At 72.4% G+C, this 21,818-nt stretch carries 17 protein-coding genes; 13 read left to right on the top strand and 4 right to left on the bottom strand.

The window, feature by feature from the left end; translation table 11 throughout:
- The 4 genes from ACIRB7_RS14730 to ACIRB7_RS14715 are packed head-to-tail and all read left to right on the top strand — an operon-like array spanning position 1 to position 6,048.
- Positions 1 to 1,701, top strand: coding sequence for a Tat pathway signal sequence domain protein (locus tag ACIRB7_RS14730; RefSeq protein ID WP_403597446.1), 1,701 nt, complete (start codon positions 1 to 3; stop codon positions 1,699 to 1,701).
- Between the two features lie 2 nt (positions 1,702 to 1,703).
- Positions 1,704 to 2,750: an ABC transporter permease gene (locus tag ACIRB7_RS14725; RefSeq protein WP_403597443.1), complete on the top strand. Its 1,047-nt coding sequence runs from the start codon at positions 1,704 to 1,706 to the stop codon at positions 2,748 to 2,750.
- Entirely contained in the window at positions 2,747 to 3,664 is a 918-nt protein-coding gene (locus ACIRB7_RS14720) for a carbohydrate ABC transporter permease (protein WP_403597440.1), read from the top strand. Before ACIRB7_RS14725 ends, ACIRB7_RS14720 begins: the two co-directional genes overlap by 4 nt.
- Positions 3,665 to 3,702: 38 nt before the next feature.
- Positions 3,703 to 6,048: a glycosyl hydrolase family 95 catalytic domain-containing protein gene (locus ACIRB7_RS14715; protein WP_403597437.1), complete on the top strand. Its 2,346-nt coding sequence runs from the start codon at positions 3,703 to 3,705 to the stop codon at positions 6,046 to 6,048.
- A gap of 29 nt (positions 6,049 to 6,077) precedes the next feature.
- Here the strand turns inward: ACIRB7_RS14715 and ACIRB7_RS14710 are convergent, their stop codons facing one another.
- The gene (locus tag ACIRB7_RS14710) at positions 6,078 to 7,106 is read right to left on the bottom strand and encodes a LacI family DNA-binding transcriptional regulator (RefSeq protein ID WP_403597434.1); all 1,029 of its coding nucleotides are present in this window, start codon (positions 7,104 to 7,106) and stop codon (positions 6,078 to 6,080) included.
- A gap of 254 nt (positions 7,107 to 7,360) precedes the next feature.
- On the opposite strand from ACIRB7_RS14710, the gene ACIRB7_RS14705 reads away from it, so the two are divergent.
- Complete coding sequence (locus ACIRB7_RS14705; RefSeq protein ID WP_403597431.1) at positions 7,361 to 8,131, top strand: IclR family transcriptional regulator; 771 nt, start codon at positions 7,361 to 7,363, stop codon at positions 8,129 to 8,131.
- 160 nt (positions 8,132 to 8,291) lie between these two features.
- Here ACIRB7_RS14705 and ACIRB7_RS14700 read toward each other — a convergent pair whose 3' ends face one another.
- Positions 8,292 to 9,554, bottom strand: a complete 1,263-nt coding sequence (locus ACIRB7_RS14700; RefSeq protein ID WP_403597428.1) for an ROK family protein — start codon at positions 9,552 to 9,554, stop codon at positions 8,292 to 8,294.
- A 157-nt stretch (positions 9,555 to 9,711) separates the two neighbouring features.
- Here ACIRB7_RS14700 and ACIRB7_RS14695 point away from each other — a divergent pair, with 157 nt between their 5' ends.
- The 5 genes from ACIRB7_RS14695 to dgoD all read left to right on the top strand — a co-directional run bounded on the left by ACIRB7_RS14695 (position 9,712) and on the right by dgoD (position 14,453).
- Positions 9,712 to 10,617, top strand: coding sequence for an SMP-30/gluconolactonase/LRE family protein (locus tag ACIRB7_RS14695; protein WP_403597425.1), 906 nt, complete (start codon positions 9,712 to 9,714; stop codon positions 10,615 to 10,617).
- A gap of 141 nt (positions 10,618 to 10,758) precedes the next feature.
- Positions 10,759 to 11,433 (top strand): bifunctional 4-hydroxy-2-oxoglutarate aldolase/2-dehydro-3-deoxy-phosphogluconate aldolase, encoded by a 675-nt coding sequence (locus ACIRB7_RS14690; protein ID WP_403597422.1) that lies wholly within the window; start codon positions 10,759 to 10,761, stop codon positions 11,431 to 11,433.
- On the top strand, positions 11,430 to 12,389 hold the full coding sequence (locus ACIRB7_RS14685) for a sugar kinase (protein ID WP_403597419.1): 960 nt from the start codon (positions 11,430 to 11,432) through the stop codon (positions 12,387 to 12,389). Before ACIRB7_RS14690 ends, ACIRB7_RS14685 begins: the two co-directional genes overlap by 4 nt.
- Before the next feature lie 169 nt (positions 12,390 to 12,558).
- Complete coding sequence (locus ACIRB7_RS14680; RefSeq protein ID WP_403597416.1) at positions 12,559 to 13,311, top strand: SDR family NAD(P)-dependent oxidoreductase; 753 nt, start codon at positions 12,559 to 12,561, stop codon at positions 13,309 to 13,311.
- Positions 13,308 to 14,453: a galactonate dehydratase gene (gene dgoD, locus ACIRB7_RS14675; RefSeq protein ID WP_403597413.1), complete on the top strand. Its 1,146-nt coding sequence runs from the start codon at positions 13,308 to 13,310 to the stop codon at positions 14,451 to 14,453. Before ACIRB7_RS14680 ends, dgoD begins: the two co-directional genes overlap by 4 nt.
- A 104-nt stretch (positions 14,454 to 14,557) precedes the next feature.
- On the opposite strand, the gene ACIRB7_RS14670 is transcribed toward dgoD, so the two are convergent.
- Entirely contained in the window at positions 14,558 to 16,156 is a 1,599-nt protein-coding gene (locus ACIRB7_RS14670; protein WP_403597411.1) for an arabinogalactan endo-beta-1,4-galactanase, read from the bottom strand.
- Positions 16,157 to 16,418: 262 nt separating this feature from the next.
- Positions 16,419 to 18,446, bottom strand: a complete 2,028-nt coding sequence (locus ACIRB7_RS14665; RefSeq protein WP_403597408.1) for a beta-galactosidase — start codon at positions 18,444 to 18,446, stop codon at positions 16,419 to 16,421.
- 206 nt (positions 18,447 to 18,652) lie between these two features.
- Here ACIRB7_RS14665 and ACIRB7_RS14660 point away from each other — a divergent pair, with 206 nt between their 5' ends.
- The 3 genes from ACIRB7_RS14660 to ACIRB7_RS14650 are packed head-to-tail and all read left to right on the top strand — an operon-like array spanning position 18,653 to position 21,806.
- Positions 18,653 to 19,966 carry an ABC transporter substrate-binding protein gene (locus ACIRB7_RS14660; RefSeq protein ID WP_403597405.1) on the top strand — a complete coding sequence of 438 codons (1,314 nt, stop codon included), beginning with the start codon at positions 18,653 to 18,655 and terminating at the stop codon, positions 19,964 to 19,966.
- On the top strand, positions 19,963 to 20,895 hold the full coding sequence (locus tag ACIRB7_RS14655) for a carbohydrate ABC transporter permease (protein WP_403597402.1): 933 nt from the start codon (positions 19,963 to 19,965) through the stop codon (positions 20,893 to 20,895). Before ACIRB7_RS14660 ends, ACIRB7_RS14655 begins: the two co-directional genes overlap by 4 nt.
- Positions 20,892 to 21,806 (top strand): carbohydrate ABC transporter permease, encoded by a 915-nt coding sequence (locus ACIRB7_RS14650; RefSeq protein WP_403597399.1) that lies wholly within the window; start codon positions 20,892 to 20,894, stop codon positions 21,804 to 21,806. Before ACIRB7_RS14655 ends, ACIRB7_RS14650 begins: the two co-directional genes overlap by 4 nt.
- Positions 21,807 to 21,818: the final 12 nt, after the last annotated feature.

Here is a 21,818-nt window from a genome sequence, read left to right as displayed (position 1 = left end):
ATGACGCCGAACGCCGTCTCCACGGGCTCCCGGAGATCCACCCAGAGCCGGAGGGGCTTCCTCGCCTCCACCGCCGTCGCCGCCGCCGCGGTCGCGGGCGGCGCACCGCTGCTCGCGGCCTGCGGAGGCGGGACGGAGAACGGGAAGAAGGACGGCACCACCACCGGCAAGGACGCGGCGAAGCTCCTCCCCGCCTTCGTCCCGAGCACCGTCGTCACCCCGGACATCGCACCGAAGAACGGCTCGGCGGCCGGCTTCACCCGTGCTCTTCCGAGCGCCGAGCTCAAGGCCTCCGTCGCCACGAAGCGGGGCAAGGGCGGCGCCGTCACCATCATGGCCCCCTTCTGGGGACCCCCGCCCGCCCCCGGCAACCCGTACTACATGGCCATGAACGAGGCCATCGGCGTCCGGGCCACCTGGCAGAACCAGGACGGCAACGTCTACGACCAGAAGCTCGGCGCCGTCCTGGCCTCCAGCGAGATCCCCGACGTGGTCGTCGTCCCCGGCTGGAACCTCGGCGGCAAGATCCCCAGCGCCATCGACGCCAAGTTCGAGGACCTCGGCCCGTACCTCTCCGGCGACAAGGTCAAGGCCTACCCCAACCTCGCGGCGATCCCCACCGACGCCTGGCAGCGCTCGCTCTTCGGCGGCAAGCTGCGCGGCCTGCCCATGCCGGCCTCCTACGTCACCAACATCGCGCCCTTCTACCGCAAGGACCTCTTCGACGCGAAGGGCTGGCAACTCCCCAAGAGCGCCGACGAGTTCCTCGCCCTCGCCAAGGAGATCACCAGCGCCAAGGCGAAGGTGTGGGCCTGCGGCGACATGACCTGGACCGCGTACAACATGTTCGGCGTGCTGCCCGGCAGCGACAAGGCGCTCGGCTGGAACCTTGCCGACGGCAAGCTGATCAACCGCATCGAGACCCCCGAGTACCTCGAAGCCCTGGAGTGGACCCGCAAGCTCTACGACGCCGGAGTCGTCCACCCCGACGAGAAGACCCAGAACCAGGGCGACACCGGCAACCGCTTCACCGCCGGCCAGTGCCTGATCTACAACAACGACCTCTCCCACTGGTACGCCAAGTCCTCCGAACAGGCCGCGCAGAACCCGTCGTTCGCCATGGCCGCCATGGACATACCGGGTCACGCCGGCGGCCTGCCGAAGCTGTGGGCCACCAACCCCGCCAACATCTGGGCCTTCGTCAGGAAGGGCAGCTCCAAGGCGGTGATCGAGGACGTCCTCGCCATCGCCGACTTCACCGCCGCCCCCTACGGCACCAAGGAGCGGATGCTCACCGACTACGGCGTCGAGGGCGTCCACCACACCGTCAAGGACGGCCTGCCGGTCAAGACCGACAAGGGCAACCAGGAGGTCAGCAGCTCCTGGATGTTCGTCGCGAGCCCCGCCCCCTACGTCGCCCACCCCGACACCCCCGACGTCACCCGGGCCATGATCGAGTGGCAGCAGCGCATGGGCGCCGTCACCTCCAAGTCCTCCTTCTACGGCATGACGGTCACCGAGCCGTCCCGGTGGACCGGTCTCATGAACGACTTCGAGCAGCTGGAGAAGGACATCGTCCGCGGCCGCAAGAAGGTCTCCGACATGCAGCAGGCCGTCTCCGAATGGAAGACGAAGGGCGGCGACCAGCTGCGCGACTGGTACAAGAAGCTCCTCGACACCAACGGCTCCGCGGCGAGCTGACCGTGACCACGCTCGACACCAAGAAGGAGGCGGGACCGGCCGCGCGGGCCACCGCCGGCCGGGCCCCGCGCGGTGGCCGCCGCCGCGACCGCCGTGACCGCCGCCGGAACCGTACGGACGCGCGCGTCCCCCTCGGCCGGCGGCTCCGGCGTGACCGGACCCTCCTCCTCATGACCGTCCCGGCGCTCGCGCTCGTCCTGGTCTTCCACTACGTCCCGATCCTCGGGAACGTGGTCGCCTTCCAGGACTACGACCCGTACGTCTCGACCAACGGCGTCACCGCCATGCTGGAGAGCCCCTGGGTCGGGCTCGCCCAGTTCGAACGGGTCTTCTCCGACCCGGGGTTCTGGCACGCCGTCGAGAACACCCTCGTCCTCTTCGTCCTCCAGCTGGTGCTCTTCTTCCCGGTGCCCATCGCGCTCGCCCTGCTCGTCAACAGCGTCCTGCGGCCCCGGGTCAGGGCGGTCGTCCAAGCCGTCCTCTACCTGCCGCACTTCTTCTCCTGGGTGCTCGTCATCACGGTCTTCCAGCAGATCCTGGGCGGCGCCGGCATCATCGCGCAGACTCTCAGACAGCACGGTTACGAGGGCTTCGACCTGATGACCGACCCGGCGATCTTCAAGTTCCTCGTCACAGCCGAGGGCATCTGGAAGGACGCGGGCTGGGGCGTCATCGTCTTCCTCGCCGCGCTCGCCGCCGTCAACCAGGACCTGTACGAGGCCGCCGCCATGGACGGCGCGAACCGGTGGCGCCGCATGTGGCACGTCACCCTGCCCGCCCTGCGACCCGTCATCGCGCTGCTGCTCGTCCTCCGCGTGGGCGACGCCCTGACCGTCGGCTTCGAACAGCTGCTGCTCCAGCGCGACGCCGTCGGGCCGGGGGCGGCCGAGGTCCTCGACACCTTCGTGTGGTGGACCGGCCTGCGCAGCCAGGACTTCAGCTACGCGGCCGCCGCAGGACTGGTCAAGGGAATCGTCGGCCTCGTCCTCGTCCTCTCGGCGAACAAAGCGGCCCACCTCATGGGCGAGCAGGGGGTGTACCGGAAATGACCCAGCGCCTCACGTCCCGGTGGGCGGCGCCCGCCCGGCCCGTCTGGGAGGAGCCGCCCGGCAGGGCCGGGCTCGCGGCCAAGGGCGCGGTCCTGGCCCTCGCCTGCCTCGCGGTCCTCTTCCCCCTCTGGATCGTGGTCGTCACCAGCCTCTCCTCCAAGAAGACGATCACGGAGACCGGCGGTCTGGTGGTCGTCCCCAGGGACATCACCTTCATCGCCTACCAGGAACTCCTCAGCGGCGGCCAGGTCACCCGCGCCGCCGTCGTCAGCGTCCTCGTCACCCTGACCGGCACGCTCTTCTCGATGGCCGTGTCGATCCTCTGCGCGTACGGTCTCTCCCGGCCCGGCTCGCTCGGCCACCGCGCCATCCTGCTGACCCTGATGGCCACCATGTTCTTCGGCGCCGGCCTCATCCCCACGTACCTCCTGGTGCAGACCCTCGGCCTGACCGACACCTATCTCGCGCTGATCCTCCCGAGCGCCGTCAGCGTCTTCAACATCCTCGTGCTGCGCGGCTTCTTCATGGGCGTCTCGCCCGAGCTCGTCGACAGCGCCCGCATCGACGGCGCCGGGGACCTGCGGATCCTCTGGCAGATCGTGATGCCGCTGTCCCGGGCGGTCATCGCCGTCATCACCCTCTTCTACGCGGTCGGTTACTGGAGCGCCTGGTTCAACGCCTCCATCTACCTCAGCGACCAGAACATGATGCCGCTGCAGAACGTCCTCATCCAGCTCGCGCAGAAACAGGAGATCCCCGTCGGCCTCGGCCAGGCCGTCAAGGCGGGGAACCTCTCCGGGCTCGCCGTCCAGATGGCCGTCATGGTCCTCGCCCTGCTCCCCGTCGCCGTCCTCTCGCCCTTCGTCCAGAAGCACTTCAGGAAGGGCATGCTCACCGGCGCCGTCAAGGGCTGAGCACCCGCCGAAGTCCCCATCCCTTACGGAGAGTCCAGATGCCGAGCCCCGACGACGTGACCCGCGGGCGAGCGCCCGTCCACGGCACCTGGGAACCCGCGCCCGCCTCCCGCTGGGAGGACGCCTTCCTCGCCGGGAACGGCCGGCACGGCGCCCTCGTCCTCGGGGACCCCGAGGACGACCGGGTGATCGTCACCCACCACACCCTCGTACGGCCGAACAACCCGCCCGCCGCGACCGCGCCGCCCCGGCTCGCCGCCGCGCTCCCCGCCCTCCAGGACGCCCTGCTCGCGGGGGACCCGACGGCCGCCGAAAAATTCACGGACGGACGGCCGCTGCGCTGGGTGCGCCCCTTCCACCCCGGGTTCCTGACCCGGGTCCGGTGCGCGCCCGGCACGCCGGGCCTCCCCGTGCGCCGGTCCGTGGACTTCACCACCGGGGTCGTCTCCTGCGTGCGCGGGGACCGGCGGGGAGAGGTCTTCGTCTCGCGCGCCGACGACGTCCTCGTCCAGTACGTCACCGCGCCGGGACCCGTTGTCGAGATCGAGCTCGACCACCGGCTGCCCGGTGTCCCCGCCGACCTCGGGGCGGGCCGTGGCGTCGCCACCGCCCGCGGGGAGACCGTCCTCACCCTCCGGGCCCGCTACCCGGGCAGCCCGCTCGGCTACACCGGCCTCACCCTCCTGCTCACCGACACCGGACGCACCACGGTCACCGCCGCCGGCATCCGCGTCGAAGGCGCGGGGCGACTGCTGCTCCTCACCCGGGTACGGGCCCACGCGGGAGACCTCGACACGGCCCGGGAGACGGAAGCCCTGCGGGCCTTGACCGGCGGCGGGGGGCCCGTCGATCCCGCCTCCCCGACCGGCGGCGGGGGGCCCGTCGATCCCGCCTCCCCGACCGGCGGCGGGGGGCCCGTCGATCCCGCCTCCCGGTACGCCCGGCTCCTCGCCCGCCACACCGTCCTCCACGGTGCCGCCTACCGGCGTGTCACCCTCGACCTCGGCGCGGACGAGGCCGAACGGGCCCTCCCCGGCTCGGCCCTCCTCCGCCGCCCCGGAAGCACCGCCCTCCTGGAACGCCTCTTCGCCGCGGGCCGCTACCACCTGCTCTCCTCCTCCGGTACGCATCCGCCCCGGCTCACGGGTCTCTGGACGGGGGACTGGGACACGGCCTGGTCGGGGGCGTTCACCACCGACGCCAACCTCAACCTCCAGACCGCGTCCGCCGTCGCCGCCGACCTCCCCGAGGTGACGGAGGCCCACGCCTCCCTCGTCCACGGTCAGCTGGAGGACTGGCGGGACAACGCACGGGCGATCTTCGGCGCCCGGGGCATCGTCGCCCCCTCCCACACGGACGGCGCCTCGGGGCACACGTACCACTTCAGCCGGGAATACCCCCTCCAGCTGTGGACGGCGGGCGCCGACTGGCTCCTCAAGCCGCTCCTCGACGACGAGGAGGTGAGCGGCCGGCGCGACCCGAGGACCTCGGCGGCTCTCGCCGAACTCGCCCTCTTCTACGAGGACTTCCTCACCCGCACCGGCCCCGACGGGCGGATCGCCGTCGTCCCCTCCTACTCCCCGGAGAACCGGCCGCGCGGCTGGAGCGGGAGCGGCGCGGTGAACGCCACCATGGACATCGCCGCCGCACGGCACGCCCTGCACGCCGCCGCCGACCGTGCACCGGCGCGGGACGCCGCCCGCCTGCGGGCCCTCGCCGCCCGGCTCCCGGAATACCGGGTCAACGACGACGGAGCGCTCGCCGAATGGGCCTGGCCCGGACTGGGCGACCGTTACGATCACCGGCACCTCAGCCACCTCTACCCCGTCTGGCCGCTGGACGAGATCAACCCGTACGACACTCCCGACCTCGCCAGGGCCGCCCGGCGAGCCCTCGAACTCCGGGGCAGCGAGAACGACTCCGCCCACGGGCACCTCCACCACGGCCTGATCGCCGCCCGCCTGGGCGACGCGGCCCGCACGGGCGGCGCCCTCGCGCGCGTGCTCACCGGCGACTACTTCCACGACTCCCTGATGAGCGCGCACTATCCGGCCCGCGACGTCTACAACGCCGACGCCGCACACGCCCTGCCCGCGCTCCTCGTCGAAGCCCTCGTGCAGTCCACACCGGGACGGCTCGTCCTGTTGCCCGCGCGGCCCGCCGCCTGCCCGCGCGGCCGGCTCACGGGCGTGCGGACCCGGTTCGGCACCCGCCTCGACCTGACCTGGACGCCGGGGGCGTACCACGCCGTCCTCCGCCCCGACCGGGACGCGGAGATCGACCTCAGGACCCCGGCGGGGGCGACCCGGCTGGTGCTGCGCGCGGGGGAGGAGCGGACCGTCGCCTCCTCAGGACGTGTGGCGTCGCGGACCGTCAGCTCCTGAGGCCAGGGCGGACCGCGTGGCGTGGGCCGTCAGATTCGCTGCCCGCGCGGTGGCGGCCCCGAGCTGTCCCGTACGGTCAGTTCGGGCGTGAGGAGTTCGACCCCGACGGTGTCCGCCCCCTCCGGCCGGGTCAGGCGGGCCACGAGCCGCTCCACCGCCCTGCGGCCCAGCTCCTGCGCCGGGATCGCCACCGAACTCAGCGCCACCGAGGCCTGGGCGGCGACCTGGTCGGCGCAGACCGCGACCACCGACACGTCCTCCGGTACGGCCCTGCCCATGCGTCGCAGCAGTGCGAGCAGCGGCTCGACCGCCGTCTCGTTCTGCACGACGAAGGCACTGGTCGCCGGCCGTTCGTCGAGGATCCGCGTGAGCACGCCGGCCACGGCGTCATGACCGCCCTCGCACGGCCGGTGCAGCACGCGGACGCCGCGCGCGGCCGCCCGGTCGCGCAGCCCGCGCAGGGTCCGCTCGGCGAAGCCCGTGTGCCGTGCGTAGACACCGGGGGACTCGCCGATCACCGCGATCTCCCGGTGTCCGAGACCGGCCAGATGCTCCACGCAGAGCGCTCCGGCCGCAGCGAAGTCCAGGTCGACGCAGTTCAGTCCGGAGGGGTCGGCGGGCAGGCCGACCAGGACGGCAGGGGGACCCTCCGCGCGCAGGACCGGCAGCCGCTCGTCGTCGAGCTGGACGTCCATCAGGATCACCGCCTCCGCGAGCCCGCTGCCGCTGACCCGGCGCAGCGCCGACGGGCCCTCCTCCCCGGTGAGGAGCAGGACGTCGTAGCCGTGGGCACGGGCGGCGGTGGCGACGGCGACCGCGATCTCCAGCATCACCGGCACGTACATGTCGGTGCGCAGCGGCACCATGAGCGCGATGATCCGCGAACGGCTGCTGGCGAGCGCGCGGGCGCCGGCGTGCGGCTGGTAGCCGAGCCGGTCGATACTGGCCCGCACCCGCTCCCGGGTGTCGTCCGAGATGGGCCGCTTGCCGCTGAGCACGTAGCTCACCGTGCTGGCCGACACCCCGGCGTGCCGGGCGACTTCGGCAAGCGTGACCATCCGTTCTCCCCCGGGCCGTGGCTGAGGTGAATCGCTTCGACGACGTGTGTCGAATGATCACTTCGGCACCTCAGCGAGACGGTAACGCGGGCAGGTTGACGTGTCCAGAGAGACGACGGAAGAAGGTCGAAGCGCTTCGACGGAAGGCGGCCCCGGTCGAATCCGTTGCCCCGGTCCGAGGCGCGCCGCTAGTCTCTGTTCGCGATTTCGATCGTGGGACGGGATTTCGAACGGTCAGAGGTGAGGTGGGGGCCATGGGGCGACTCGTTCCGGCGGTGACCAGGGCATTCGACGTACTGGAGCTCTTCCTGGAGGGCGACGGGACCCTGTCCGCCCCCGAGATCACCCGCAGACTCCAGCTGCCGCGCACGACCACCCATGAGCTGGTCAGCACCCTCACCGCACGCCACTACCTCGTCCCGGTCACGGGACAGCCCGGCCGCTACCGGCTCGGCGTCCGCACGTACCAGCTCGGCAGCCGTTACGCCGAGCAGCTCGACCTCGCGGCCGAGGGTCACCAGGTCGCCCGCGACGTGGCCGACACCTGCGGCGAGACCGTCCACGTGGCCGTCCTGGAGGACACGGACGTCATCTACATCGCCAAGGTCGACTCCAGCCACGCGGTGCGGATGGTCTCCGCGACCGGGCGCCGGCTGCCCGCCCACTGCACCGCCGTCGGCAAGATGCTGCTCGCCACCCTCGCCGAGGCCGAGCTCGACGAACGCCTGGAGGGGCGCGAGCTGGTGGCCATGACGCCCCGCAGCCTCACCGACCCGGACGCGTTGCGCGCCGCGCTCTCGGAGATCCGGATCCTCGGCGTCGCCGTGGAGCAGCAGGAGTCCAACCCCGACGTCAGCTGCGTCGCCGCGCCGGTCCGGGACCGCTCCGGCCGCGTCGTCGCCGCGCTCTCCATCTCGGTGCCGGTGCACCGCTGGACGGAGGACGGGGAGAACGAACTCACCGCCCTCGCGGTGAAGGGCGCGAACGACCTGTCCCAGCGCCTCGGCCACCGCCCCACCCGCTGAACGACCGGGGCGGTCCGGCGGTCCGAGGGACCGTATCGGCCCTGGCTGTCCGGTCGCTCGGCGGCCCGCGCCGGCCTGAGCCGGCCGGCCGCCGGGCTGTCCGGCCGGCCCCGGCTGCCGTGCCGTCCGGTGTGTTCCGTTCCCGCTCGCCCGGCCGGCTTCAGGCCCCCGCGCGTCTGCCGTCCCTGCGCTCCCTGGGCTGGCGCATCCGGCTGACCGGGCCGAAGACCTCGCGGTCGTCGAGGAAGCCCTCCAGGGCGAAGGCGGCCGCGCCGCGCGTCACCGCGTTGTGCGGGACCGCGCTGCGCCGCAGGGACGCGGCCCGGTGCGGCAGCGGCAGCGCGTGCCGGGTGACCGCCTCGTACGTGGCGGTCAGCAGGCGTTCTCCGAGCAGGTCGACGACCTGGTTGCCGAGGACGAGGACCCGGGGGTTGAGCAGATTGACCAGGTTCGCCGTCGCCGCGCCCAGGTAGCGCCCGGTCCGGTCGATGACCTCGGCGGCCGTCGGGTCCCGCTCGTCCGCCGCGCGCGCCAGGGCGGCGACCGTGGCCGCGTCGTCGGGGCCCGTCGCCCGCTCGTCGCCGGGCGCCAGCTCGCGCCAGGTCTGGGCGATGCCCCGGGTGCTGACGTACGCCTCCACACAGCCCCGGTTGCCGCAGGTGCAGAGCCGGCCGTCGATCGCGAGACAGGTGTGGCCCCACTCGCCCGCGCTGTTGGTGAACCCCCGGTAGAGCTGGCCGCCGATCGCGATCCCGGCGCCGACCCCGGCCCGCAGGGTGAGCACGACCAGGTCGTCCACCTCCCGCCCCGCGCCGAACCACAGCTCGGCCACGGTGCTGGCCCGTAGCGGGTTGTCGAGCCGGAGGGGAAGCCCGAGACGTTCGTCGAGGAGGGCGCGCAGAGGCACCTCGTGCCAGGACCAGTACGGGGAGAAGGAGGAGACCCCGCCCTCGTGCTCCACCATGCCCGGCACGCTGACGCCCACGCCGAGCACGCGCGCGCGGGGCACGGCCGAGACCCGCAGCAGTTCCTCGACGCAGTCGGCGAGCTGCTCGACCACGTCGGCGGGCCGGACGTCGCCCGGGGGGAGCGGACGTTCGACGGAGTGCCGGACCTCCAGGGCCAGGTCGAAGAGCTCCGCCTGGACGCAGGTCTCGGCGATGTCGACGCCGATCAGCGCACCCCGGCCGGCGTTGACCGCCAGCCGTGCGCGGGGACGGCCGCCGCTGGAGTCCTCGTGGCCCGCCTCGACGAGGACGCCTGCCTCCAGGAGCTCGGAGGTCAGATTGGCGACGGTGGCGAAGGAGAGGCCGGTCGCGGCCGCGAGGTCCTGACGGCTGACGGCGTCGGCGCCCGCGTAGAAGCGCCGCAGGACCTCGAAGCGGTTGAGGCGGCGAATGTCCTGCGACGTCCGCTTGAGCATGGTTGGTGTCCTCCGCTTGTACGGCCCCGAGTGGGCTCCCGCTGCCGCGATCTTATTCAAAGGGTTGGAAGAAGCGAGGGGCGGGATATTTACAACCGTTAGACGAACCCGTAACTTTTCGTCTGCCGCACCACCACCCGCCGACCGAGGAGGCCAGATGCAGCACCTCAGGGCCGTACCCTGCTCCCCCCTGCCAGGACGACTGACGGAAGGGCCCGTCTGGGACGACCGGCGCCAGGAACTGCTCTGGGTGGACATCCCCGAGGGCCTCGTCCACCGGGCCGCGCTCACCGACGAGCAGGGCCGGCCGGACCTCGGCTCCGTCGCCACGCTCCGGTTCGACCGTCCCGTCGGCGCCGCCCTGCCCTGCGCCTCAGGAGCCCTGCTCGCCGCAGCCGGCACCTCCTTCCTGCACCTGGAGCAGGACCGGCCGGTCACCGAGGCCGTCGAACTCGCCGCGCCCGCGCTCCCCGAGGACGGCCTGCCGCGCCGGATGAACGACGCCGCCGTCGACCCCGCGGGCCGGCTCCTCGCCGGGACCATGGCGTACGACGAGAGCCCCGGCGCGGGCGCCCTCTACCGTCTCGACGGCGAAGGCCTCGTCACCCTCGTCGACTCCGTCACCATCTCCAACGGCCTCGGCTGGAGCCCCGACGGCACCCTCCTCTACTACGCCGACAGCCCCACCGGCCGCGTCGACGTCTTCGCCTACGACACGGTGACCGGCACCCTGAGCGACCGCCGGCCCTTCGCCGTCCTCGACCGCGGTGTCCCCGACGGCCTCACCGTCGACAGCGAGGGACGTGTCTGGGTCGCCGTGTGGGGAGGCGGCGAAGTCCTCGCCTTCACCCCCGAAGGCGACCTCCACGCGCGCGTGGACGTGCCCGCCTCGCACGTGACGAGCTGCGCCTTCGCCGGACCCGACCTCGACGTCCTCGTCATCACCACGGCGACCGAGGGCCTCGACGAGGACCGCCGCCGCGCGGAACCGGAAGCCGGCCGCCTCTTCGCCTGCCGCCCCGGCGCCCGCGGTCTCCCCACCCCGCCGTACGCCGACCGCTGAGCCCGCACCTCCCGGGGCCTGTCCCACCAGCCGTACGCCGACCGCTGAGCCGCCCGGCCCGGGCCCTGCACGCCGCACCCCGCTCCCCGTACGCCGGCCGCTGAGCCGCACCCTCCCCGCACCACAGGAAGAAGCAGCACCATGAGCACCCCAGACCCGACAGCCGCCCGGTACGAGGGATCCGCCCCTCACGCCGCCCTCCGGGCCGCCCTCGCCGCCGCTCCCGTCATCGCGATCCTCCGCTCCACCTCCGCCACCCGCTTCGCCGAGGTCACCGACACCCTGGTGGCGTCCGGCGTCCGCGCCGCCGAGTTCACCCTCACCACCCCCGGTGTGCTCGACTCCCTGCGCGAGTACGCCGCCGACGCGCCGCCCGGACTCGCGCTCGGCGCCGGCACGGTCACCACACCCGCCGAGGCGCAGGCCGCCGTCGAGGCCGGAGCCACCTACCTCATCACCCCGACCACCTCCACCGAGGTCATCGCGGAAGGCATCCGCCTGGGCGTCCCCGTGCTCCCCGGCGCGTACACCCCCACCGAGATCCTCACCGCCTGGCGGGCGGGCGCCACCCTGGTGAAGCTGTTCCCCGCCGCCGCCGGAGGACCGGAGTACCTCCGCGCCGTCCGCGCCCCGCTGCCCGACGTCCCGCTCGTCCCGACCGGCGGGATCGGCGCCGCCGACGCCCCCGCCTACCTCGCCGCAGGCGCCACCGCGCTCGGCGTCGGCAGCCCCCTCGTCGGGGACGCCTGCGAGGGCGGCTCGCTCGCCGCCCTCGCCGACCGCGCCGCCGCCTTCCTCGACGGGATACGCCGATGACGGCCGCACACCCGCCCGCCCTCGTCACCCTCGGCGAGGCCATGGCGGTGGCCGCCGCGATCGTGCCGGGACCGCTCGCCACGGGCACCCCCCTCCGGCTCGGCTGGGCGGGCGCCGAGGCGACCGTCGCCATCGGCGTCAGCCGCCTCGGCCACACGGCCGCCTGGACCGGCCGGGTCGGCGACGACGCGGCGGGCGCGATGGTCCTCTCCGGCCTCCGCGCCGAGGGCGTCGACGTCTCCGCCGCCCGTACGGACGCGGGGGCGCCCACCGGCCTGATGCTCCGCGAGCGCCGCACCGCCGACCGGCTCCGCGTCAGCTACTACCGGGCCGGGCTCGCCGGATCCCGCCTCGCGCCCGAGGACCTCGACGAGGAGCAGATCAGCGGCGCGCGGGTGCTCCATGTCACGGGCATCACCCCGGCGTTGAGCGCCACCGCGCGCGCCGCGGTCGAACGCGCCGTCACGGTCGCCCGCGCCGCGGGGGTCACCGTCTCCTTCGACGTCAACCACCGCGAACGCCTCTGGAGCCGCGCCGACGCCGCACGGGCGCTGTCCGGTCTCCTCCCGTACGCCGACATCGTCTTCGCCGGACCCGAGGAGGCCTCCCTCTTCGTGCCCGAGGAGACACCGGAGCGGATGGCCCGTGCCCTCACCCGGCTCGGACCGGGTCAGGCCGTGCTGAAACTCGGCGCGCAGGGAGCCCTCGTCGCCACCGGCGACGACGCGCTCCACGTCCGGCACGCCGTCCCCGTCAGCGCCGTCGACCCCGTCGGCGCGGGTGACGCCTTCGTCTCCGGCTACCTCGCGGCCGTCCTCGACGGCTCCCCGGTCGAGGAGTGCCTGCACCTCGCCGCGCTCTGCGGGGCCTTCGCCGTCTCGGTCCCCGGCGACTGGGAAGGCCTCCCGCGCCGAGCCGAACTCGGCCTGCTCACGGCCCAGGACATCAGCCGCTGACCCGCCGGGACGCCACTCCGCCGGACACCGCCCCGCCCGACACCGCCCTGCCGGACACCCCCCGCCGGACACCGCCCCGCCCGGCGCCACGCCGCCGGGCCCGTACCCCGGGCGGCGAGGGCGCCCTCCCTCCCGTATCCGCACCCGGAAACACCAGGAACCCACTGCCATGAACCGTTTCTCCGGACAGACCGCCGTCGTCACCGGCGCGGCCTCCGGCATCGGGGCGGCCAGCGCCGCCCGGCTCGCCGCCGAGGGCGCGTCCGTGATCGTCTCCGACATCGCCGACGCGGCCGGCGAAGCCGTCGCCGCCGCGATCCGCGCCGACGGGGGCCAGGCCGCCTTCGTGCACTGCGACGTCGCCTCCGAGGAGGACTGGACCGCCCTGTGCGCCGAGACCCACGCCCGCTTCGGCCCGGTGAGCATCTTCCACAGCAACGCCTTCATCCACACCTCGGCCGCCGCCCACGAACTCCCCGTCGCCCTCTGGGACCGGGAGATGGCCATCAACCTGCGGGCCCTGTACCTCGCCACCCGCACATTCCTCGACGACCTGCGCGCCGAGCGCGGCAGCCTCGTCGCCACCTCCAGCGTGCACGCCGACTTCGGGCTTCCCGGTTACGCCGCGTACGCCGCCGCCAAGGGCGGCATGTGCGCCCTGGTCCGCCAGCTGGCCGTCGAGTACGGGCCCGACGTGCGCTTCAACTCCGTCCTGCCGGGCCCCATCCTCACCGAGGTCTGGAACGACGTCGACGAGGAAGGACGCCGGCTCTCCGCCGAAGCCACCGCCCTCGCGCGGCTCGGCCGTCCCGAGGAGGTCGCCGCCGCGGTCGCCTTCCTCGCCTCCGCCGACGCCGCCTACATCACCGGAACCAACCTGGTCGTCGACGGCGGCTGGACCGTGAAGAAGGACTCCAAGTGAAGATCACCTCCCTGCGCACCTACCTCGTCGCCCCGCGCTGGTGCTTCCTGCGCATCGACACCGACGAAGGCATCACCGGCTGGGGCGAGCCCGTCGTCGAGGGCCGCGCCCACACCGTGGCCGCCGCCGTCGAGGAGCTCTCCGACTACCTCATCGGGCAGGACCCGATGAAGATCGAGGACCACTGGCAGGTCCTCACCAAGGGCGGCTTCTACCGGGGCGGCCCGATCCTCTCCAGCGCCATCGCCGGCATCGACCAGGCCCTGTGGGACATCACCGGCAAGGCCCTCGGCGTCCCCGTCTGGCAGCTGCTCGGCGGCAACGTCCGCGACCGCGCGCGCGTGTACAGCTGGATCGGCGGCGACCGCCCCGACGAGGTCGCCTCCGAGGCCCTGGCCCGCAAGAACGAGGGCTTCACCGCGATCAAGATGAACGCCTCGGCGCAGCTGCGGCTCATCGACACCCCCGCCGCCACGCAGGCCATCGTGGACCGGGTCGCCTCGATCCGCGAGGCCGTCGGCGACGAGTTCGACATCGCCATCGACTTCCACGGCCGGCTCACCGCCCCCATGGCGCGCCGGGTGCTGCCGCTCCTGGAGCCGTACCTGCCCTTCTTCGTGGAGGAGCCGGTCGTCCCGGAGATGAGCGACCACATCGGCGACATCGTCCGCTCCACCTCCATCCCGATCGCGACCGGCGAACGCCTCTACTCCCGCTGGGACTTCAAGAAGGTTCTCGACCAGGGCATCGCGGTCGCGCAGCCGGACCTCTCGCACGCCGGCGGCATCTCGGAGGTGCGCAGGATCGCCGCGATGGCGGAGGCGTACGACGTCTCCCTCGCCCCGCACTGCCCGCTGGGTCCGATCGCGCTCGCCTCCTGCCTCCAGGTCGGCTTCGCCGCGCCGAACCTGCTGATCCAGGAGCAGAGCCTCGGCATCCACTACAACACCGGCTCCGACCTGCTCGACTACCTGGTCGACCCCTCGGTCTTCCGGTACGAGGACGGGCACGTGGGCCTGCCCACCGGACCGGGTCTCGGCATCGAGGTCGACGAGAAGGCGGTCGAGCGGGCGGCCGAGGTGGGGCACCGCTGGCGCAACCCGGCCTGGCGCCGGGACGACGGCTCGCTCGCCGAGTGGTAGTCACGACGTGGGGAAGGGGGCGGGCTCGGTCACGAGCCCGCCCCGCCCCCTTCCCATGGTGCGGCGATCAGCGAGGTGCGCCGATCAGAGCTGATCTGCGGTGATCAGCGGTGGGCGAGCCAGCTCGCCGCCGGCAGCAGCTTGCTGTCGTAGTCGAACAGGGCCTGGTTCTCCCAGCCGTTGCCGGAGGAGGGGTCGGCCGGGTCCCAGCCGTTGCCCGTGACGGCGGTCCAGGTCGGCTCCCAGTACACGACCCCGAGGCCGCGGCCGTTCGGAACGGCCTCGACGACGTTCATGATGTCCCGCAGCCAGGCCGACTGCCCGGCCGGGCTCGCCGGGTAGCCGGAGACCAGCTCGGACGACAGGTCGATGATGTTCTCGTGCGCGTCCTCGCTGTCCAGCCGGAACGGGTACGCCGTCTCCACGACGAGGACCTTCTTGCCGTAACGGGCCGAGATGTCGTCCAGGTTGGTCTGGAGCGAGGACAGGGCGCCGTGCCAGTAGCCGTAGAAGGAGAGCGCGATCACGTCGTAACTCACGCCCTGCGCCTTCGCGTTGTCGAACCACGTGCGGTACAGGGCGTTGTCGCCGCCGTGCGCGAGGTGCAGCGCGATCTGTGTGCCGGAGGAGACCGCCTTGGCGGCCGAGATCCCGGAGTTGAGCAGCCCCGCGAGCTGGGACCAGTTGCTCGTCGAGCCCTCGGGCCAGAGCATGCCGGTGTTGATCTCGTTGCCGATCTGGACCATGTCGGCCGTGGTGCCCTGCGCCTTGAGGGCGTTCAGGACGTCGTACGTGTGGTTGTACACGTCGGTCCTGAGCTGCGCGTACGAGTGGCCCTGCCAGGCGGCGGGCTTCGTCTGGGCGCCCGGGTCGGCCCAGATGTCGGAGTAGTGGAAGTCGACGAGCAGCTTCATGCCCTGGGCCTTGATCCGCTGGGCGGTGGCGAGGACGCGGGCCTTGTCGTTGTAGCCGTCGGCCGGGTTCACCCACACCTTGAGGCGGCCGTAGGTGGCGCCCGCGTTCTTCAGGATCGCGACCGGGTCACCGGTGACGCCGGCGGCGGTGCGGTACGTACCGTCGAGGTCCTGGCTCTTCTTGAGCGTGGAGAGGTCGACGCCCTTCACGGTGAGACCGGTGGACCCGGAGGTGAAGGTGAGATCGTCGACGTTCAGCCAATTACCGGCCTTGGCATCCGAGTTGACGCTGACCGTGCAGGCGCCGCCGGTCACCTTGACCGAGGTGACGAGCCGTATCCAGGCACCGTTCGAGGTCACGGGCAGGTCGGTGCGCTGTTCGGCGGAGCCGCAGTTGCGCAGGGCCAGATAGGCCGCGTTCTGGCCGCCGCCCGAGCGCACCCAGGCGCTCAGCGTGTACGTGCCGTCGGTGAGCCCGGAGAGGTACTGGTACGTCTCCACCTTGTACGCGGCGGAGGACCAGTGGGTGAGGCGGTAGCCGCCGCTGTGGCCTCCGGCCTCGGTGAACGAGGCGGCGATCTGGCCGGCCGCCGAGTAGGTGGACCAGCCGGCCGGGGTGGCGGTCCCGGCGGCGCCGGTCTCGAACCCGGCGTTGGTGAGCGTGGCGGCGGCCTCGGCCCGCGTGGCCGCGGGCAGCGGGGTCAGGAGCAGGGCGGCGAGCGCCGCGGCGACGGCCGCGGCACGAAGCCGGAAGCGGCTTCTGGTGGTGGGGTGCGTGGTGGGGTGCATCGTCGAGTCCCTTCGACGGCGGCGGATATGAACAGTGGTGCGGTTCCTCACGGGTGGTGCGGGTGGCGCGGGTCATGCGGTGGTGCGGGTGGTGCTGCTCGCCCGGGGGCGGCGCTGCGTGCGCAGCCGCCCCCGGGGAGTTCGGGGACCCGGCGGGGCCGGGTGGGGGAGGCGCCCTACCGACCGGGCGCGGTCGGCACGGCACCGGCTGGGCGGTGACGTGCGTGGTCGGCACGGCACCCGGCGGCAGGGTTCGGCGGCGTCAGCCGTCCAGGCGTACGACCCTGGTGGCGCCGGCCGGGACGGTGAGCTTGCCCGCCGTCGGCGCGCCGTCGGCGAGGAGTTCCGTGCCCGTGCCGTCCAGCGGCACCTCGACCTCCTCGCCGGAGTGGTTCAGGACGAAGACGTACTCCGCGCCGCCCTCCCCGGCGCGGCGCACGACCTCGACGTCACGCGGCAGCGCGGTGCGCGGGGCGACCCCGGCGTCCTCGCAGGCGGCGGCGACGATCGCGTCGAGCGAGGCCGCGTCGAGCCGGGTGGAGACGTACCAGGCGGTGCCCCGGCCGAGCCGGTGCCGGGTGACGGCGGGGCCGCCGGCGGCCGGCCCGTCCGCGTACGTCCACACGGTCTCGGCGCCGCGGGGCCGGACGAACTCCGTCCACACGTCGCCGGTGAGCGTGGCGCCGTCCGGCCCCGCGATCCGTACGCGCTGGTCGTCGAGGAGCGGGGACCACTCCTCCACGGTGAGGCCGAGCACGTCCCGCAGGGCGCCGGGGTAGGCGCCGGGGTGGACGGCGTCGTGCTCGTCGACGATTCCGGAGAAGTACGAGACGACGAGGGTGCCGCCGTTCTCGACGTACTCGCGGAGGTTCTGGCCGGCGGCCTCGGTGGTGAGGTAGAGCGCGGGGACGACGACCAGCGGGTAGGCCGAGAGGTCGGACTCGGGGTGGGCGAAGTCGACGGTGAGGTGCCGGTCGTAGAGGGTCTCGTAGAAGCTGTCGGCGCGCTCGCGGGCGTCGTGGGCCGCGTTGGGGCGCCATTCCAGGTTCTGCGCCCACCAGGAGTGCCAGTCCCAGAGCACGGCGACGTCGGCGACGGTCCGGGTGCCGCGTACCTCGGCGAGTGCGTCGAGGTCGGCTCCGAGGGCGACGACCTCACGCCAGATCCGGGTGTCGGCGCCGCCGTGCGGGACCATCGCGGAGTGGAACTTCTCGGCGCCGCGCCGGGACTGGCGCCACTGGAAGAACATGGCGCCCTCGGAGCCGCGGGCGACATGGGCGAGGGAGTTGCGGGCCATCTCGCCGGGGCGCTTGGCCGGGTTGCGGGCCTGCCAGTTCACCCCGGAGGTGGAGTGCTCGAGGAGCAGCCAGGGGGCGCCGCCGGCGACGGAGCGGGTGAGGTCGGCGGCCATGGCGAGGTTGACGTGGGTGCGCCGGCCGTCGGTGATGAGGTAGTGGTCGTTGGTGACGAGGTCGACCTCGCGGCCCCAGGCCCAGTAGTCGAGGGAGTCGCACTGGCTGAGGGCGGTCATGAAGTTGGTGGTGACGGGGAGGCCGGGCGCGAGATCGTGGAGGATGTCCCGTTCCGTCCGGAAGTTCTCGCGGATGGTGGCGTCGGCGAAGCGGCGGTAGTCGAGCTGCTGCGCCGGGTTGCCGACGGTGGGGGTGAGCCTCGGCGGGTCGATCTCCTCGTACGAGCCGTACCGCTGGCCCCAGAAGGCGGTGCCCCAGGCCTCGTTGACGGCCTCCACCGAGCCGTACGTCTCGTGGAGCCAGCGGCGGAAGTGGGCGGCGCAGCTGTCGCAGTAGCAGGCGCTGACGGGGACGCCGTACTCGTTGTGGACGTGCCAGAGCGCGAGCGCGGGGTGGCTGCCGTAGCGGCGGGCCAGCTCGGTGGTGATGCCCGCGGCGGCCGTGCGGTAGGCGGTGGAGCTGTGGCAGATCGCCCCGCGTGAGCCGTACGAGTGGCGGAGGCCCTCGGCGGTGACGGGCAGGGCCTCCGGGTGGGCGCGGTAGAACCAGGCGGGCGGCGCCACGGTCGGCGTGCCGAGGTCGACCCGGACGCCGTGCTCGTGGAGCAGATCGAGGAGCCGGTCGAGCCAGCCGAAGTCGTAACGGCCCGGCTCCGGTTCGAGGAGGGCCCAGGAGAAGATCCCGACGCTCACCATGGTGACGCCGGCCTCACGCATGAGCCGGACGTCCTCCTGCCAGACGCTTTCCGGCCATTGTTCGGGGTTGTAATCCCCGCCGAACGCGAGCCGGTGCAGGCCCTTGGGAGTGGTCTGCGGCATGAGTCTCTCCTGAAACGTCGAACGAGGGAAGCCTAGTGTGCTGGGAACGTGCACACACCCGGTCTCGATGTGGCAACGCAACATAAGCGCACAGGAACAACCATTGACAAGTGTCCGGAACGTTTCTCTACTGTGAACGCTCACAGATGCATGGCCGGCCTCTCCGTCTGCGAGAGAGGCCCCTTTCGGTCAGGGAGAAGTACCCCATGCCCCACATCACGCGCCGCAGCCTCGCCGCCGCCACCGCCGTCCTCCTCGGCGCCACCGCGCTCACCGCCTGTGGATCCTCCGACTCCGGCGACAAGGCCGGCGCCGGGTCCGACCCGGTCGAGCTCACCTACTGGGCCTGGGCGCCCGGCATGGACAAGGTCGCGGCCCTCTGGAACGCCGAGCACCCCGACATCCAGGTCACGGTGCAGAAGCAGGCCTCCGGGGACGACCTCGTCACCAAGATCATCACCGCGGCGAAGGCCCACAAGGCCCCCGACCTGGTCCAGGCCGAGTACCAGGCCCTGCCGACCCTCGTCAGCAACGACGCCCTCGCCGACATCGCCCGCGAGACCCAGGGCGCCAAGGACAAGTTCGCCCCCGGCATCTGGCAGCAGACCACCTTCGGCAGCGAGGCCGTCTACGCCCTGCCGCAGGACTCCGGGCCGCTGATGTTCTTCTACCGCGAGGACCTCTTCAAGCAGTACGGCCTGACCGTCCCCACCACCTGGGACGAGTTCGCCGAGACCGCCCGCGAACTGAAGAAGAAGGCGCCGAAGAAGTCCCTCACCACCTTCTCCGCCAACGACTCGGGCCTCTTCGCCGGCCTCTCCCAGCAGGCCGGCGCCAAGTGGTGGACCTTCGAGGGCGACACCTGGAAGGTCGGCATCGACGACGCCGCCACCAAGAAGGTCACCGACTTCTGGGGCGGCCTGGTCGCCGAGGGCGCCGTCGACAACCAGCCGATGTACACCCCCGCCTGGAACAAGGCCCTCAACACCGGCGAGCAGATCGCCTGGGTCAGCGCCGTCTGGGCCCCCGGCACCCTGACCACCGCCGCCCCGGACACCAAGGGCAAGTGGGCCATGGCCCCCCTCCCGCAGTGGACCAAGGGCGACAACGTCACCGGCAGTTGGGGCGGCTCCTCCACCGCCGTCACCACCGACTCGAAGTACAAGGAAGCCGCCGCCCGGTTCGCCACCTGGCTGAACACCGACCCGAAGGCCCTCGCCGCCCTCGTCAAGGAGAGCGGCGTCTACCCGGCGGCCACCGCCGCCCAGACCAGCGGCGCCCTCGCCAAGGCCCCCGACTACTTCGCCAACCAGCCCGACTTCTACACCAGCGCCGCCGCGATCGCGAAGACCACCGCACCGGCCGCCTGGGGCCCCAACGTGAACGTCGCCTACACCTCCTTCAAGGACCAGTTCGGCAAGGCCGCCAAGGCGAAGAAGGGCTTCCCGGAGGCCCTGACCGCGATGCAGGGCGCCACCGTCGCGGACCTGCAGAAGCAGGGCTTCGAGGTCGCCAAGTGACGCAGCCCCCCAAGGGCGCGCGCCGGTCGTACGGGGTCAAGGCGGCCCCGTACGGCTTCCTCCTCCCCGCCGCCGTCCTCTTCGCCCTCTTCTTCGCCCTCCCCATCGGCTACGCCGTCTGGCTCAGCTTCCACAAGGTCGAGATCAAGGGACTCGGCCTCGGCAAGGGCGCCAAGTCCGAGGTCTGGGCCGGCCTGGAGAACTACGCCTCCGCCCTCTCCGACTCCGAACTCCTCGCGAGCGCCCTCCGCGTCCTCGGCTACGGCGCCATCGTCGTGCCCGTCATGCTCGGCCTCGCCCTCTTCTTCGCGCTCCTGCTCGACTCCGAGCGCGTCCGGGCCCGCTCCTTCGCGCGGCTCGCGATCTTCCTCCCGTACGCCGTCCCCGGCGTCATCGCGGCCGTCCTCTGGGGCTTCCTCTACCTCCCCGACGTCAGCCCCTTCCACTACCTCCTCGACAAGGCCGGCCTCCCGCAGCCCGACCTCATGGACGGCGGACCGCTCTACCTGGCGATGTCCAACATCGCGATCTGGGGTGGCACCGGCTTCAACATGATCGTCATCTACACCGCGCTGCGCTCCCTGCCCGCCGAGGTGTTCGAGGCGGCCAAGCTCGACGGCTGCTCGGAGCTCCAGATCGCGCTCCGCATCAAGATCCCGATGGTGGTGCCCTCGCTGGTGCTCACCTTCTTCTTCTCGATCATCGCGACCCTCCAGGTCTTCAACGAGCCCATGACGCTCAAGCCGCTCACCAACGGCATCCCGTCCACCTGGAGCCCGCTGATGAAGGTCTACAGCGACGCCTTCACCGGCGGGAACATCTACGCCGCCTCGGCCACCGCCGTCGTGCTCGCCCTCGCCACCTTCGCGCTCTCCTTCGCCCTCCTCAGGATCTCCAACCGCCGCACCACGCAAGGAACCACCCGATGACCGGGCTCGCCTCCCCGCCGCTGCGCAAGAAAGCCCCCGCCGCCGGGTCCACCCCCGGCACCTCCCAGGGCCCCCCGCGCCCCCGCCGCACCGCCCTGCTGCCGACGGCCGCGCTCGTCCTCGGCGCCCTCTACTGCCTGCTGCCCGTCGCCTGGGTCCTCGTCGCCGCCACCAAGGCCGACGACGAGCTCTTCTCCACCTTCACCTTCCTGCCCGGCAGCGGCTTCGCCGACAACGTCGGTGACCTCACCGGATACCGCGACGGCATCTACTGGCGCTGGATGGGCAACTCGGTGGTCTACGCCGGTCTCGGCGCCATCCTGTCCACCGTGGTCTCCGCCTTCGCCGGCTACGCCCTCGCCGTCTACCGATTCCGCGGCCGCGAGGCGTTCTTCAACATCATGCTGGCGGGCGTCCTCATGCCCCCGGTCATCCTCGCCATCCCGCAGTACCTGCTGATGGCAGAGGCCGACCTGACGGACACGTACGCCTCGGTGATGCTGCCGCTGGTCCTCTCCCCGTACGGCGTCTACCTCGGCCGCATCTACGCCCAGGCCGCCATCCCCATGGAACTCGTCGAGGCCGGCCGCATGGACGGCGCCGGCGAGTGGAGGATCTTCCTCAGGATCGGCGTCCCGATGATGTCCCCGGGCCTGGTGACGATCTTCCTCTTCCAGTTCGTCGCCATCTGGAACAACTTCCTGCTGCCCTTCATCATGCTCGGCGACGACGAGAAGTTCCCCATGACCGTGGGCCTGTTCACCCTCCTCAAGCAGGGTGCCAGCCAGCCCGCGCTCTACACCCTGGTCATCACGGGCGCGCTGCTCGCCATCGCCCCGCTCATCGCGCTCTTCCTCGTCATCCAGCGCTTCTGGAGCCTCGATCTGCTCTCCGGCGCCGTAAAGTCCTGAGCACAGGGGATC

Source organism: Streptomyces sp. NPDC093795 (assembly GCF_044764665.1).
GTDB lineage: Bacteria > Actinomycetota > Actinomycetes > Streptomycetales > Streptomycetaceae > Streptomyces.
This window is presented reverse-complemented; position numbering and strand designations above follow the sequence as displayed.

What these genes read in the sequence shown, in the direction of transcription:
- ACIRB7_RS14730 (WP_403597446.1), top strand. Translation starts at nt 1, where the DNA reads ATGACGCCGAACGCCGTCTCCACGGGCTCCCGGAGATCCACCCAGAGC.
- ACIRB7_RS14695 (WP_403597425.1), top strand. Translation starts at nt 9,712, where the DNA reads ATGCAGCACCTCAGGGCCGTACCCTGCTCCCCCCTGCCAGGACGACTG.
- ACIRB7_RS14705 (WP_403597431.1), top strand. Translation starts at nt 7,361, where the DNA reads ATGGGGCGACTCGTTCCGGCGGTGACCAGGGCATTCGACGTACTGGAG.
- ACIRB7_RS14670 (WP_403597411.1), bottom strand. Translation starts at nt 16,156, where the DNA reads ATGCACCCCACCACGCACCCCACCACCAGAAGCCGCTTCCGGCTTCGT.
- ACIRB7_RS14665 (WP_403597408.1), bottom strand. Translation starts at nt 18,446, where the DNA reads ATGCCGCAGACCACTCCCAAGGGCCTGCACCGGCTCGCGTTCGGCGGG.
- ACIRB7_RS14720 (WP_403597440.1), top strand. Translation starts at nt 2,747, where the DNA reads ATGACCCAGCGCCTCACGTCCCGGTGGGCGGCGCCCGCCCGGCCCGTC.
- ACIRB7_RS14650 (WP_403597399.1), top strand. Translation starts at nt 20,892, where the DNA reads ATGACCGGGCTCGCCTCCCCGCCGCTGCGCAAGAAAGCCCCCGCCGCC.
- ACIRB7_RS14680 (WP_403597416.1), top strand. Translation starts at nt 12,559, where the DNA reads ATGAACCGTTTCTCCGGACAGACCGCCGTCGTCACCGGCGCGGCCTCC.
- ACIRB7_RS14710 (WP_403597434.1), bottom strand. Translation starts at nt 7,106, where the DNA reads ATGGTCACGCTTGCCGAAGTCGCCCGGCACGCCGGGGTGTCGGCCAGC.
- ACIRB7_RS14690 (WP_403597422.1), top strand. Translation starts at nt 10,759, where the DNA reads ATGAGCACCCCAGACCCGACAGCCGCCCGGTACGAGGGATCCGCCCCT.
- ACIRB7_RS14700 (WP_403597428.1), bottom strand. Translation starts at nt 9,554, where the DNA reads ATGCTCAAGCGGACGTCGCAGGACATTCGCCGCCTCAACCGCTTCGAG.
- ACIRB7_RS14660 (WP_403597405.1), top strand. Translation starts at nt 18,653, where the DNA reads ATGCCCCACATCACGCGCCGCAGCCTCGCCGCCGCCACCGCCGTCCTC.
- ACIRB7_RS14715 (WP_403597437.1), top strand. Translation starts at nt 3,703, where the DNA reads ATGCCGAGCCCCGACGACGTGACCCGCGGGCGAGCGCCCGTCCACGGC.
- ACIRB7_RS14685 (WP_403597419.1), top strand. Translation starts at nt 11,430, where the DNA reads ATGACGGCCGCACACCCGCCCGCCCTCGTCACCCTCGGCGAGGCCATG.